This is a genomic window from Ideonella sp. A 288 (genome assembly GCF_002198735.1).
In the GTDB taxonomy this organism is placed as follows: Bacteria; Pseudomonadota; Gammaproteobacteria; order Burkholderiales; family Burkholderiaceae_C; genus Pseudaquabacterium.
In genome coordinates this window covers 38,689-52,189 of sequence record NZ_MWLO01000126.1, presented here as the reverse complement: position 1 = coordinate 52,189, position 13,501 = coordinate 38,689, and the positions used below count along the sequence as shown (strand labels likewise).

At 68.9% G+C, this 13,501-nt stretch carries 13 protein-coding genes; 9 read left to right on the top strand and 4 right to left on the bottom strand.

Annotated features, from left to right (window positions below; all coding sequences use genetic code 11):
* Positions 1 to 3: 3 nt before the first annotated feature.
* From fliS to EOINJALH_RS16035, 4 genes are all read right to left on the bottom strand, one after another.
* A complete protein-coding gene (gene fliS / locus EOINJALH_RS16050) occupies positions 4 to 441 on the bottom strand; it encodes a flagellar export chaperone FliS (protein WP_088281816.1) in 438 nt (145 codons plus the stop codon).
* Positions 442 to 597: 156 nt separating this feature from the next.
* On the bottom strand, positions 598 to 2,070 hold the full coding sequence (gene fliD / locus EOINJALH_RS16045; RefSeq protein ID WP_088281814.1) for a flagellar filament capping protein FliD: 1,473 nt from the start codon (positions 2,068 to 2,070) through the stop codon (positions 598 to 600).
* 126 nt (positions 2,071 to 2,196) lie between these two features.
* Complete coding sequence (locus tag EOINJALH_RS16040; RefSeq protein ID WP_088281874.1) at positions 2,197 to 3,063, bottom strand: flagellin; 867 nt, start codon at positions 3,061 to 3,063, stop codon at positions 2,197 to 2,199.
* A 354-nt stretch (positions 3,064 to 3,417) separates the two neighbouring features.
* Complete coding sequence (locus EOINJALH_RS16035) at positions 3,418 to 4,281, bottom strand: flagellin (RefSeq protein WP_088281812.1); 864 nt, start codon at positions 4,279 to 4,281, stop codon at positions 3,418 to 3,420.
* 479 nt (positions 4,282 to 4,760) lie between these two features.
* On the opposite strand from EOINJALH_RS16035, the gene flhD reads away from it, so the two are divergent.
* The 9 genes from flhD (at position 4,761) to EOINJALH_RS15990 (ending at position 13,404) form a co-directional block, all read left to right on the top strand.
* Positions 4,761 to 5,084, top strand: coding sequence for a flagellar transcriptional regulator FlhD (flhD, locus tag EOINJALH_RS16030; protein ID WP_088281810.1), 324 nt, complete (start codon positions 4,761 to 4,763; stop codon positions 5,082 to 5,084).
* 135 nt (positions 5,085 to 5,219) lie between these two features.
* The gene (gene flhC / locus EOINJALH_RS16025) at positions 5,220 to 5,783 is read left to right on the top strand and encodes a flagellar transcriptional regulator FlhC (RefSeq protein ID WP_088281808.1); all 564 of its coding nucleotides are present in this window, start codon (positions 5,220 to 5,222) and stop codon (positions 5,781 to 5,783) included.
* A gap of 291 nt (positions 5,784 to 6,074) precedes the next feature.
* Complete coding sequence (locus tag EOINJALH_RS16020; protein ID WP_088281806.1) at positions 6,075 to 7,277, top strand: HD-GYP domain-containing protein; 1,203 nt, start codon at positions 6,075 to 6,077, stop codon at positions 7,275 to 7,277.
* A gap of 121 nt (positions 7,278 to 7,398) precedes the next feature.
* Positions 7,399 to 8,250: a trans-aconitate 2-methyltransferase gene (locus EOINJALH_RS16015; protein WP_234413879.1), complete on the top strand. Its 852-nt coding sequence runs from the start codon at positions 7,399 to 7,401 to the stop codon at positions 8,248 to 8,250.
* A gap of 9 nt (positions 8,251 to 8,259) precedes the next feature.
* Positions 8,260 to 9,117 carry a flagellar motor stator protein MotA gene (gene motA, locus EOINJALH_RS16010; RefSeq protein ID WP_088281804.1) on the top strand — a complete coding sequence of 286 codons (858 nt, stop codon included), beginning with the start codon at positions 8,260 to 8,262 and terminating at the stop codon, positions 9,115 to 9,117.
* 2 nt (positions 9,118 to 9,119) lie between these two features.
* Positions 9,120 to 10,094, top strand: coding sequence for a flagellar motor protein MotB (gene motB / locus EOINJALH_RS16005; protein WP_088281802.1), 975 nt, complete (start codon positions 9,120 to 9,122; stop codon positions 10,092 to 10,094).
* 47 nt (positions 10,095 to 10,141) lie between these two features.
* A complete protein-coding gene (gene cheY / locus EOINJALH_RS16000; protein WP_088281800.1) occupies positions 10,142 to 10,540 on the top strand; it encodes a chemotaxis response regulator CheY in 399 nt (132 codons plus the stop codon).
* 16 nt (positions 10,541 to 10,556) lie between these two features.
* Entirely contained in the window at positions 10,557 to 11,189 is a 633-nt protein-coding gene (locus EOINJALH_RS15995; protein WP_088281798.1) for a protein phosphatase CheZ, read from the top strand.
* Positions 11,190 to 11,451: 262 nt separating this feature from the next.
* Positions 11,452 to 13,404: a DUF1800 family protein gene (locus tag EOINJALH_RS15990; RefSeq protein ID WP_234413878.1), complete on the top strand. Its 1,953-nt coding sequence runs from the start codon at positions 11,452 to 11,454 to the stop codon at positions 13,402 to 13,404.
* The last annotated feature ends 97 nt before the right edge of the window (positions 13,405 to 13,501 follow it).

Genomic DNA, 13,501 nt, shown 5'->3' with positions numbered 1-13,501 from the left:
CATTCACAGGTGGTTGGCTGCGTCGTGGCGGGGGCCGATCGCCGACCAGGCTTCGTGCAGGGGCTGCATGAGCTGCCGGCATTCGTCGAGCGCCTTCTCGTCGTTGCGCAGGTTGGCCTGCGTCAGTCGCAGGCAGACGTAGGCGTACAGGTCCGACAGGTCGGTGGCGAGCTTGCCGCCGGCGGTCAGGTTGAGGCTCGCCTTCAGGCCTTCGTCGATGATCCGCACGGCATGGCTGATGGCGCGGTTCTTGGCCGCCGTGTCGCCTTGCTGGATGGCGTGGCGGGCGCGCTGCACGGCGGCGAAATAGCCGTCGAACAGCAGGGCCACCAGCTGGTGCGGCGAGGCGCCGGACACCGCGGTCTGCACGCCCACCTGGTGGTAGACACCGGCGGGCTGGCGATGCGGGGCCATGCGGGAGGCAAAGGGGGCGCTGTACATGGTGTGGGGTGTGTGTCGCGGGCTGTTGATGGGTTATCGGACAGCCATGCGTACCACTTGAGCCACGTCCGACACCGGTGAATCCCCAGGGGCCTGCAACAAATGAAACGGCCGCCGGCATGAGCGTGCCGGCGGCCGTGTCGAGGGCGGGAACGGTCAGTTGCCGTTGTTGTTGTTGAACGCCGTGATCTGCTGCGTGAGGTAGCCGCTGAGGCCGTTGAGCGTGGCCATGCGCGTGTCCAGCGTGCTGTACTGGGCACGCAGCCGGGCTTCGGTCTGCGCCAGGCGCAGCGTCATGCCGTCCTGCGTCTTGGCGTTGCGGCTGAGGTTGGCGTTGATGCCTTCCTTGCGCGTCTCGAAGGTGCCGCCGCTGCCCAGCGAGGTGTCGGCCAGGCGCTTCCAGCGTCGCATGAAGCCCGAGCTGGCGTTGTCGGCGCCGTCGGTGGCCAGCAGCTTCTTCAGCTCGGGCAGGTTGCCCAAGGCGTTGTCCAGCTTGGTGGCACTGAGCTCCATCGAGCCGTCCGCCTTCAGCGACATCCCCACCTCGGACAGGCGCGTCCAGGTGCCCGAGGCCGTGGAGGCCTGGTTGAGCACGTCGCGCAGTTGCCGCTGCAGCGACATCACGCTCTGGTCGCCCTGCAGGATGCCGCCGGTCTTGCTGTCGGCGTTGTAGGCCATCTGCGTGCGCAGGAAGCCGGACAGGTCGTTGAAGGCCGCCACGAAGTCGGTGAGCTTCTGCTTGATGGCCGCGCTGTCGGCGCTCACCGTCACATCGACGGGGGCGGTGGTTTCCTTCAGCAGGCTGATGGTCAGGCCGTCGACCACGTTGTTCAGCGTGTTGCCGGCTGACGAGACGGGGATGCCGTTGACCGTGGCCTCGGCGTTGATCGCCAGTTGCGAGCGCGTCATGGGCGAGGCGGGCACCGTGGCGTCGTAGGCCAGTGCCGACAGGCCGGTGCCGGCCACGCCGTCGTCGGCCGTCTCGGTGACGCTGACACGGAAGGCGTTCTCGGCGCCGGTGTCCTTCGAGCGCAGCGACAGCCGCGCGCCGCTGGCGTCGGTGATGATGCTGGCCACCACGCCGGCGCCGGCGCCGTTGATCTTGTCGCGGATCTTCGCCAGGCTGGTCTCGCCGGCCCCGATGGCGATGGCCACCGGCGCGCTGCCCGACTTGGGCGCGAATTCATCCGGTGCGGCCAGGCCCGTCCAGGCCCCCAGCTCGATGGTCAGCGTGCCCTCGTTGAGGGTGGCGTCCTTGTTGGCCAGCGCGGTGCCGGTGGTGATGGTCTGGCCCTTGGCGAGCTTCTGCACCTCGACCGCATAGCTGCCGGTGGCCGCGTTGGTGCCGGTGGACACCTTCACCGCCGCGGCATCGGTCGACGCGGCCACGGTGGCGCTCCACAGCGTGCTCGACACGAGGTCGTTGCTCTTGTCCCGCAGTGCCGAGAAATAGCTCTGCAGCTTGCCGTAGGTGGACAGCTTGGTGTTGAGGTTGGTGGCCTGCGACTCCAGCAGTTGCAAGGGCCGGCGCTCCAGCGCCATCAACTGCGTGACGATGCCGCTCACGTCCAGCCCGCTGCCCAGCCCGGCCGAACTGATGGTGCCTACATTGCTGATCGACGAGACCATGGCTTTTGACTCCTTCTCGTCCAGGCTTTCGGCGTCTGTGGCGCCGACTTGAGTTGGCGTTACAAACGATCACGGCCGCGGACGCCAGCGGCGTCGCGGCCATCGCCCCCACGGCGTTGCCCGGCGTCAGTTCTGCAGCAGTCGCAGCACCTGCTGCGGCAGCTGGTTGGCCTGCGCCACCATCGCGTTGCCGGCCTGCTGCAGGATCTGCGCGCGGCTGAGGTTGGCGGTTTCCGCGGCGAAGTCGGCGTCCATGATGCGGCTGCGCGAGGCCGACTGGTTCTCCACCGAGATCTGCAGGTTGGAGATCACCGCGTCGAAACGCGACTGCGCGGCGCCCAGCGTGGCGCGCTCGGAGTTCACCTTGTCCAGCGCCAGGTCGATGTTGTCCATCACGGTGTGGATGGCACCGGCATTGGCGGTGTTGTCGATCACCGCGCGGCCGGCGCCGGTGTTGTCGGTGCCGGCGACCACGGTGATCAGCGCATCCACCGTCAGGTCGTTGGTGGTGATGTCGATGGTGTCGTCGCCCGAGGTGTTGGCGCCAACCTGGAAGGTCTGAGCCGCCGCCTCGGCGCCGAGGATGTGCTTGCCGTTGAAGGTGGTGCCCGCGAGCACGCGCTGCACTTCCTTGGCGAGCTCGCCGAACTCCTTGTCCAGCGAGTCCTTGTCGTCGTCGCTGTTGGTGGCGTTGGCCGACTGCACCGACAGCTCGCGCATGCGCTGCAGGGCGTCGGCCACCTTGCCGAGCGCGCCTTCGGCGGTCTGCGCCATCGAGATGCCGTCGTTGGCATTGCGGATCGCCACGTTCATGCCACGCACCTGCGTGTTCATGCGTTCGGCGATCGCCAGGCCGGCGGCGTCGTCCTTGGCCGAGTTGACCCGCAGGCCCGACGACAGGCGCTGCATCGACGTCGCCAGTGAGGACTGCGATGAATTGAGGTTGCGCTGCGCGTTGAGCGATGCAAGGTTCGTGTTGATCGTCTGGGGCATGTTGAGCACTCCACAAGAATCGATGACTCCCGGAGAACCTGGCACGCCCTTGCAGGGGCGGCAAACCTTCCGGACCACGCCACTGCGAGTGCGGCAGCGTTCAAATGAATTCTCGGCATCGCAGCGCGGCAGGATGGGCCGAAATGCGGCGGCAACACCGCCCAGTTCGCCGCCGTGGTGGCAGCAGCCCCTTCATCGCGTCGACGAGCGCGCGTTCGCCGGCCCCACAAAGGCACACGCGCCACGTCCCTTGCGGGAGTGGCGCGTGCCTATCCGGAATCGAGCAGCGGCGGCCCCGGCCCAGCGGGCCCGACGACGCCTGTGGCCAACCCCGAACTGGGGGTCAGCGCGGCGTCATCGAAGAAGCGCCAGCACTTGCTGGGGCAGTTGGTTGGCCTGGGCGACCATGGCATTGCCGGCCTGCTGCAGGATCTGCGAGCGGCTGAGGTTGGCGGTTTCCGCGGCGAAGTCGGCATCCATGATGCGGCTGCGCGAGGCGGACTGGTTCTCCACCGAGATCTGCAGGTTCGAGATCACGGCGTCGAAGCGCGACTGCGAGGCACCCATCGTGGCGCGCTCGGAGTTCACCTTGTCGAGTGCCAGGTCGATGTTGTCCATCACCGTCTGGATGGCGCCGGCGTTGGCCGTGTTGTCGATCACCGCGCGGCCCGCACCGGTGTTGTCGGTGCCGGCCACGGTGGTGATCGTCGCCTCGGTGGTCATGTCCAGCGTGGTGATGTCGATGGTGTCGTCGCCCGAGGTGTTGGCACCGACCTGGAAGGTCTGCGCCGCGGCATCGGCGCCGAGGATGTTCTTGCCGTTGAAGGTGGTGCCGCTCACGACGCGCTGGATTTCCTTGGCCAGTTCGCCGAATTCCTTGTCCAGCGAGTCCTTGTCGTCATCGCTGTTGGTGGCGTTGGCGGCCTGCACCGAGAGTTCGCGCATGCGCTGCAGGGCGTCGGCCACCTTGCCGAGCGCGCCTTCGGCGGTCTGCGCCAGCGAGATGCCGTCGTTGGCATTGCGGATCGCCACGTTCATGCCTCGCACCTGCGAGTTCATGCGCTCGGCGATCGCCAGGCCGGCGGCATCGTCCTTGGCGGAGTTGACACGCAGGCCCGAGGACAGGCGCTGCATCGAGGTGGCCAGCGAAGACTGCGAGGCGGAAAGGTTCCGTTGTGCGTTCAACGACTGGATGTTGCTGTTGATGGTCATGGGCATGATGTGCTCCTTGCGATTCCACGAATTCCGGCTTCAGGCGCCGACGTTACTCAGGAGGTTCCCCCCATCGGGGCGGGGCACCGCCGTTGCCGGCCGACGTCGGGTTCATCACCCTCGGTCGACCCGCCCGCGCCAGTTGCTTCTGGTGCCGGGTCCCCTGGTGGGGGTCCCGGTCCTTCGGCCGGCTGGCCGGACCGCGGGGGTCTTGCGGACCACCCGTTGGATTGGGTATCGGCGATGGAATCTTTGAACTTGAGGTGAATTTGTCCCGCTGTTTCCGCTGATGTCACTTGACGGCGGCCCCCGACCGGGTTCAAGCGGTCTGCAGGGCGGTTTTCCCTTGTAGGAAGTTGCCTGACACGCGCTCGGGAAGAACCGGGACTGCAGAAGGGGAACTGGGCTGATGTTGCGGTCCAGTTGCACTCACTACAGTTCGTTTCACACCTTCACCGAACCACGCAACCCCACGGAGCCGCCCCATGAACACCGAACAAGTCCTCGCCGAAATCCGCGAAGCCAACCTGTCCTACCTGATGCTGGCCCAGACCCTGATCCGCGCCGACCGCGACCAGGCCCTGTTCCGCCTCGGCGTGAGCGAGGAGACCGCCCTGCTCATCGGCGCGCTCACCCCGGCCCAGATGATGAAGATCGCCTCGGGCAACACCCTGCTGTGCCGCATGCGCTGCGACGACGACATGGTCTGGAGCCTGCTGACGAGCCATGGCAAGTCTTCTGCCAACGACAGCGTCTCGCGCCTGCACGCGTCCATCCTGATGGCCGGCCGCCACCAGGAAGCCGCCTGAACATCGGCCCCCGGCCGCCGGGTACGGCGGCCACCCCCCGAGGGGGTGCGAGGCCGCTTGGGAGCGGCCCGGCGCTGGCCTCGCGGAATCGACGACACATTCACCACTCACCAGCCACACTGCCAGGGGAACACCATGAAGAGCAAGAGCATCCTCACCGAAGCCCACCAGATCGAGACCGCGGTCGAGCTGATCCGCCTCGGCGCCCGCCTGCAGGTGCTGGAGAGCGAGACCGACCTCAGCTACGAACGCCTGCTGCGCCTGTACAAGGAAGTGGCCGGCCGCAGCCCCAGCAAGGGCCAGCTGCCGTTCTCCACCGACTGGTTCATGACCTGGCAGCCCAACATTCACGCCAGCCTGTTCCTCAACATCCACGAATACCTCAACAAGGTGGCCGAGCTCGAGGAGATCGAGACCGTCATCAAGGCCTACAAGCTCTACCTCGAGCAGGTGGGGGCCCAGGGCCTGGAGCCCCAGCTGTCGGTGACCCGCGCGTGGCGCCTGGTCAAGTTCGTCGACAACGGCATGCTCACGATGACCGCCTGCAGCAAGTGCGGCGGCCACTTCGTCACCCACCCGCACGAGATCGCGCGGCACTACGTGTGCGGCCTGTGCAACCCGCCGGCGCGTGCCGGCAAGGGCCGCAACGTCGGGGCCATCCGCATGGCCGGCGCGTCGCAGGCCGCCCTGTCCAACTGAGGCGGCGCGCTGCGACACGGCCTTCGACCGCCCTCGATTCCACGCCGACCGCCCAGGATTTCACGCATCGACCGGCCATGACCGTTCACCCAGGCCCGCGCAGGCCGATAGTCATGGTGAGCATTCGGTTCTTCCGTTTGTTTGTCTCCTCCTAGCACATCCCCTGTGCTTTTCGGGCGGGCCCCACAAGGACCCGCCCTTTTTCTTGTGCGAGCGGGGCTTCAGCCGGCGGCGATCGATGCCGATACAGCATGGAGCCAGCGACATCCCTGTTGCACCACGATCGCCACCGTGAACCTGATCCCGTTCTCCAAGCAGTACCTTCGACTGAACGAATCGCTGCCATTCGGCGTGCGCGATGCGTCCGGGCGTCTGCTGCTGGCCGCGGGCGTGCGGCTGGACCGGCCGGAGACCCTGGTCGAGTTGCAGGCCGCCGACCTCTACGCCGACGAGGTGGAATCGAGTGAATGGCGCCGCCGACTGAACGGTGCCATGGACGCGATGATCCGGCAGAACGTGTCGCTGCAGCGCATCTCGGAGGCGCGGCCCGAGATCGAGCAGGAGCGCTCGACCGCGCGCGAGCTCGGTTTCTTCGAACAGTGGCACGAACTGGCGCTGGTGCTCGACAGCGCCTTGCGCGACATGCGCCCGGACACCGCCTGGATGACCCGGCTGATGGCCGTGCGCGAGCGCGTGCTGCGCTTCGCCGAGCGCAAGCTCGACGCGTCGCTGTACCACCTCATCTTCCAGGCCGGCCATTCGACCGAACGCTACAGCAGCAACCACGGCCTGCTGTGCATGCTGATCGCCCGCGAGACCGCGCGCACGCTGGGCTGGGGCGATGCCGAGGTCACCAGCCTCGAGCAGGCCGCGCTGACGATGAACGTGTCGATGCGCCGGCTGCAGGACACGCTGGCGTCGGGCGATCCGCGCATCACCGCCGAGATGCGCGCCGAGATCGATGCCCATGCCGCGCGCTCGGCGGAGATGCTGGCCGCCGCCGGCGTGGCCGACCCGGTGTGGATCGAGACCGTGCGCCTGCACCACGACGACAGCCGGCGCCAGGTGCCGTTGGCGTCGCTGGACGGGACGCAGCGCTCGGCCCGCGTGCTGCGTCGGGTGGACGTCTTCGCCGCCAAGCTCAGCCGCCGCGCCACCCGCATCCCGATGTCGCCGGTGCAGGCCGCCCGCGAGGCCTGCCTGGGCGCCGACGGCTCGCCCGACGAGATCGGCGCGGCCCTGCTCAAGTCGGTGGGCCTGTACCCGCCGGGCAGCTTCGTCGAACTCAGCAACGGCGAGGTCGGCATCGTCATCGCCCGCGGTCGCCGCGCCAACCTGCCGGTGGTGGCCTCGCTGGTGTCGACCAGCGGCGCGCCGCTGGGCGTGCCCGCCGTGCGCGACACGCTCGACAAGCGCTATGCCGTCAAGTGCGCCGTCGGCGGCCACGCCGTCAAGGTGCGCCCGCCGCACGAGCAGTTGCTGGCCTTGCGCTGAAGGCCGCGCTGCGACGCCTCGGTCGCGTCGGGCCCATGCCGCGCGAGTCGAGCCCCAGGGGCCCGAATCCCGCCGCTTTTCCGGCGACCCCGTGGGGTGCTGCCCACCCACACTCGTGGCCATGAGTACGGTCCCGCTGCCGCGACGCCGCCTGCCGTGGCCCCTGCCGGCACTGGTGGCCTGGGCCACCGGCTGGGCGCTGTTCGTGGTCTTGCGCAACCAAGGTGTGCCCGTGGCGGCGCTGGCGGCCACGCTGGCCGCCGTGGCGCTGGCCTGGGCCTGGGGCGACACGCCCTGGCGCAAGGGCCTGATGGGCGGCGGCTTTCCGCTGTCGCTGATGCTGTCGGGCCTGGGCGCCGAACTGCCCGCCGCCGCCTGGCTGCTGCCGCTGGCGCTGCTGGCCTGGCTGTACCCGCTGCAGGCCTGGCGCGACGCGCCGATGTTCCCGACCCCGGCCGACGCGCTGGCCGGCCTGGCCCAGGCCACCGGCCTGGCGCCCGGCGCCCGCGTGCTCGACGCCGGCTGCGGCCTCGGCCATGGCCTGCAGGCCCTGCGCCGGGCCTGCCCGCAGGCGCAGGTGGAAGGGGTGGAGCGCAGCTGGCCGCTGGGCCTGCTGGCCCGGCTGCGCTGCCCCTGGGCTCGCGTGCGCCAGGGCGACATGTGGCGCGAACCGTGGCAGGGCGTGACCCTGGTGTACCTGTTCCAGCGGCCGGAGAGCATGGACCGCGCGCTGGCCAAGGCCGAGGCCGAGATGGCGCCGGGCGCCTGGCTGGCGAGCCTGGAGTTCCCGGTGCCGTCGCGCCGCGCCGACGCGCAGCTGGCGGGCGCGGCCGGCCGGCCGGTGTGGCTGTACCGCGTCGGCGGCGCGGAACGCAAATCGAGCGATCGGTCGACTCAATCCGCCGCGCCCGCGGCCGATAAAACCCCCAGGACGGCCGTCCACCGGGGCCCGGCCAAGCACAACGCGGAATAGCCACACACCATGTTCGTCATCATCGGCTGGGTCCTCGCGCTGGGTTGCATCTTCGGCGTGTACATCGTGCACGGCGGCAACATCGGCGTCATCCTGAAGGCGCTGCCTTTCGAGATGATCACCATCTTCGGCGCCGCGATCGGCGCCTTCCTGGCCAACAACCAGACGAAGGTCGTCAAGGCCTCGCTGAAGGGCCTGGGCGCCTGCTTCAAGGGCAGCAAGTTCAGCAAGGCCCGCTACATGGAGCTGCTGGCGCTGCTGTACGACATCCTGCAGAAGGCGCGCAAGGAAGGCCTGATGTCCATCGAGAAGGACGTCGAAGACCCGCACAGCTCGCCGCTGTTCCAGAAGTACCCCACCGTGGGCAACGACCACCACGTCACCGAGTTCATCACCGACTACCTGCGCATGATGGTCTCGGGCAACCTCAACGCGCACGAGATCGAATCGCTGATGGACAGCGAGATCGACACCCACCACGCCGAGGAGCACGCCGCCGTGGCCGCCATCGCCCGCCTGGCCGGTGGCCTGCCGGCCTTCGGCATCGTGGCCGCGGTGCTGGGCGTGGTCAACACCATGGGCTCGGTCGGCCAGCCGCCCGCGGTGCTGGGCGGCATGATCGGCTCGGCCCTGGTGGGCACCTTCCTCGGCATCCTGCTGGCCTACGGCTTCGTCGAGCCGCTGGGCGGCCTGCTCGAGCAGAAGGTCGAGGACGCCGGCAAGGAACTGCAGTGCATCAAGACCACGCTGCTCGCCAGCATGCAGGGCTATGCCCCGCAGGTGGCCATCGAGTTCGGCCGCAAGGTGCTCTATTCCGGTGACCGCCCGACCTTCACCGAGCTCGAATCCCACGTGAAGAAGAAATAGCCATGGCCGGTGACGCGAAGAAGCTGCAGCCCATCATCATCAAGCGGGTGAAGAAGGGCGGCCATGCGGTGCATGGCGGGGCGTGGAAGATCGCCTACGCCGACTTCGTGACGGCCATGATGGCCTTCTTCCTGCTGATGTGGCTGCTGGGCTCCACCACCGACGGCGACAAGAAGGGCATTGCCGACTACTTCCAGTCTCCGATGAAGGTGTCGCTGATGGGCGGTGGCTCGGGCTCGGGCGATTCGTCCAGCGTGGTCAAGGGCGGCGGCGAAGATCTCAGCCGCAGCCAGGGCCAGGTCAAGAAGGGCTCGCCCGACAGCGAGAAGAGCACCTTCAACCTGCGCAAGCTCAAGGAAGAGCAACAGCGCGCCGAAGCGGCCAAGCTGAAGGAACTGCAGGACAAGGTGGAGAGCGAGCTGCGCAACAACGCCAAGCTCGCGCAGTTCGCCTCGCAGATCAAGCTCGACATGACGCGCGACGGCCTGCGCATCCAGATCGTCGACGAGCTGTCGCGTCCGATGTTCGATTCGGGCAGCGCGGTGGTCAAGCCCTACATGCGCGAGCTGCTGCGGGCCATCGGCAGCGTGCTGTCCGAGGTGCCCAACCGCATCACGCTCGAGGGCCACACCGACTCGCAGCCCTTCTCGGGCGGCGAGCGCGGCTACAGCAACTGGGAGCTCTCGGCCGACCGCGCCAATGCCTCGCGACGCGAGCTGGTGGCCGGCGGCCTCACCGAAGACCGCGTGCTGCGCGTGCAGGGCCTGGCGCAAAGCTCGCCCTTCAACCGCGACGACCCGCTCGATCCGCAGAACCGGCGCATCAGCCTGATCGTCATGAACCGCGAAGCCGAGGACCGGGTCTTCCGACCCCAGGTGCAGGCCGAGCCGCCGGCCGAGGCCGAGGCCGACGCTGAGCCGTCCATCCGTCCCGAAAAACCCAAGCTGGTGTCAAGTCAAGCGGTCAACGGCCGATAAATGCAGGCATCGCCTCTGTCCGTACGTCTCAAATTCCCGAGGATTTCATGAGCACGCCATCCGACCTGAAGTTCCTGATCGTCGACGACTTCTCCACCATGCGGCGCATCGTGCGAGGCCTGCTCAAGGAGATGGGCTGCAACAACGCCGAAGAGGCCGAGGACGGCGCCGTGGCGCTGAACATGCTGAAGAACCAGCGCTTCGACTTCATCGTCAGCGACATCAACATGCCGAACATGAACGGCTTCGACCTGCTCAAGGCCTGCAAGGCCGACGACAGCCTCAAGCACATCCCCGTGCTGATGGTGACGGCCGAGGCGCGCAAGGAAGACATCGTGCTCGCGGCGCAGAGCGGGGCGGCCGGCTACATCGTCAAGCCCTTCACCAAGGCCACCTTGGAAGAGAAGGTGCAGAAGATCCTGCAGAAGATCGCCGCCACGGCCTGACTGAGGGAGAACCAACATGAAGATGGAAGACCTGACCGCCCTCGTCCCGGAACAGGGCATCGTGGCCTCGCCGGAAGTGTTCCAGCAGATCGGCTCGATCACGCGGCTGCTGCACGACACGATGCAGCAGCTCGGTGTGATGCCCAAGCTGCAGATCGCCGCGGACGGCCTGCCCGACGCGCGCAGCCGGCTCAACTACATCGCCAACAAGACGGCCGCCGCGGCCGACAAGGTGCTGAACTCGGTCGACCAGGCCAAGGCCGAGCACGCGCACATCGCCGAGGAAACCCGCCGCCTGGCCGCCGCGCTGCTGGCCGATCCGGTGAAGGCCGTGGCCTCCGGGGCGGTCTTCAACTTCGTCAACGAGGTCGAGGCACGCACCAAGGTGATCGACTCGCACCTCACCGACATCATGATGGCGCAGGATTTCCACGACCTCACCGGCCAGGTGGTGGCCAAGGTGGTGGGGCTGGCCAACGAGCTGGAAGACAGCCTAGTCAAGCTGCTGGTCAGCGTGGTGCCGCCGGAACAGCGCGAGAAGGTCGACCCCAACGTGCTGCACGGCCCGATCGTCAACCCCGAAGGCCGCACCGATGTGGTGGCCAACCAGGGCGAGGTCGACGACCTGCTCGCCAGCCTGGGGTTCTGACCCGCCCCGCGGCGGCGGGCGCCCAGTCCGCCCCCGGTCGGTCGTTGCGCTGGCATCCGCACGCACCGTTGCCGAACGTAAAGCTGCACTCTCGAACGGTAAAGCCGCTTGGCCCCGCCCCGGGGATGGCCGCCACAATGGCGTGCAATCCGCGCACCACGAGGGCAGGCCCATGCCGCACATCGACGAGCCGGCGGTCCGTGAACCGCCTGCGGCAGGCCCAGCGGCCACCACGCCGCCTGCGCGCGAGCTCGGCCCCTCAATGGCCCTCGGCACCTCCCCCATCGTCGGCGCCCTGACCGCGGCCGCGCTGCTGTCGGCCTGTGGCGGCGGTGGGCGCCTGCCGGCGGCCTTCTCGCGCACCGCCGAGGCCCCCACCCGCCGCCAGATCCTGGGCGTGGCCGCCGCGTCCGACGCACCGCTGCGCGTGCCCACTGCCACCGAGCTGATGGACTGGGCCGAGCGGGCCCACCCGCAGTTCTTCCCGACCACCGAACCCGACCAGCGCTCGGCTCCCTACGTCTACCGCCACTACCCCGGCCCCGACAACTACCTGGGCGTGTCGGAGACCGGCGCCGATGCCGGCACCGTCTATCTGCTCGGGCCGGTGTCCGGCCACTCGACGGTGCCGGTGGCCGTGGGCCGGCTGGCCGACTACGCAACGCAGGTGTTCGCCACGCAGACCGCCTTCAGCGACGCGCAGGCTGCGCGCTTCCTGGCGCAGGCCACGCTGGGCCCCACCGACGCGGCCATCGCCGACGTGCGCCGTCTCGGCTACACGGCCTGGCTGGCGCAGGAGTTCGCGCGGCCCGTGTCGCCCGGCAACTGGGACTGGCTGGTGGGCAAGGGGCTCGACACGAACCCCGACGCGCGCAACAGCGCCATTGGCGTGGACGGGCAGGTGTGGCAGCGACTGATCACCGCGCCCGACAGCCTGCGCCAGCGCGTCACGGCGGCGCTGGCCGAGATCTTCGTCGTCGGCTTCGACGGCATCAGCGGCCCCTACAAGCAGTTCAAGCTCGCCGCCTGGTGGGACCTGCTGGCCAGCCACGCCTTCGGCAGCTACCGGCGGCTGCTCGAGGCGGTGACGCTGAACGCCGCGATGGGCAGCTACCTCAACACCGCCGGCAACCAGAAGGAGAACGCCGGCACCGGCCGCCTGCCCGACGAGAACTATGCGCGCGAGGTGATGCAGCTGTTCTCCATCGGCCTGGTGGTGCTCGAGCCCGATGGCACGCCGCGCCTCGACGGCAGCGGCCGGCCGATCGAGACCTACACGCAGGACATGGTGACGCAGCTGGCCCGCGTCTTCACCGGCTGGAACGTCGACCTGCCGCGCGGCGAGGCCGGGCCCGCGTTCGCGCGGCGGCCGATGGTGCTGAACGCGGCGCTGCACTCGCCCCTGGCGGCCAGCTTTCTGGGCACCACCGTGCCGGCCAACACGCCCGGCGCCACCGCGCTGGCGATGGCGCTGGACACCCTGGCCGCGCACCCCAACGTCGGGCCCTTCATCGGCCGGCAGCTGATCCAGCGGCTGGTCACCAGCAACCCGAGCCCGGCCTATGTGCGCCGCGTGGCCGCGGCCTTTGCCGACAACGGCGCCGGCGTGCGCGGCGACCTGTCGGCCGTCGTGCGCGCGGTGCTGCTGGACGAAGAGGCGCGCAGCGACCTGGGCCTGGTGGCGCCGGCCTTCGGCAAGCTGCGCGAGCCGATGCTGCGCCTGGTGCACTGGGCGCGCAGCTTCAAGGCCACGTCCAAGGGCGGCGACTGGGCCATCGGCAACACCAGCGACGCCGCCACGCGGCTGGGCCAGAGCCCGCTGCGCTCGCCGTCGGTGTTCAACTATTTCCGCCCCGGCTACGTGCCGGCGGGCACCGAGATCGCCGAATCGGGCCTGGTGGCGCCCGAGTTCCAGCTGGCCAACGAGAGCAGCGTGGCCGGCAGCCTGAACTACCTGCGCAACGTGGTCGGCAACAGCCACGCCGACCTGCAGGCCGACTACGCGGCCGAGCTGGCACTGGCCGGCGACGCGGCTGCCTTGCTGGCCCGCGTGGAACTGCTGCTGTGCGCCGACCAGTTGCAGGCCAGCACGCGCAGCCTCATCCAGGGCGCCATCGAAAGCCTCTCGGCCGGCACCGCCGCGGGCCGGGCCGGCCGCGTCCACACCGCGGTGCTGCTGGTGATGGCCAGCCCCGAGTACCAGGTGCAGAAATGAACGCCCCCAGGCGGCGGCAAAGACCCCGCCTCCGCCCCCCGAGGGGGTTGAGTCAACTCGGGAGCGGCCCTTCGTTGACTCAAGTGAGACGCGCGCC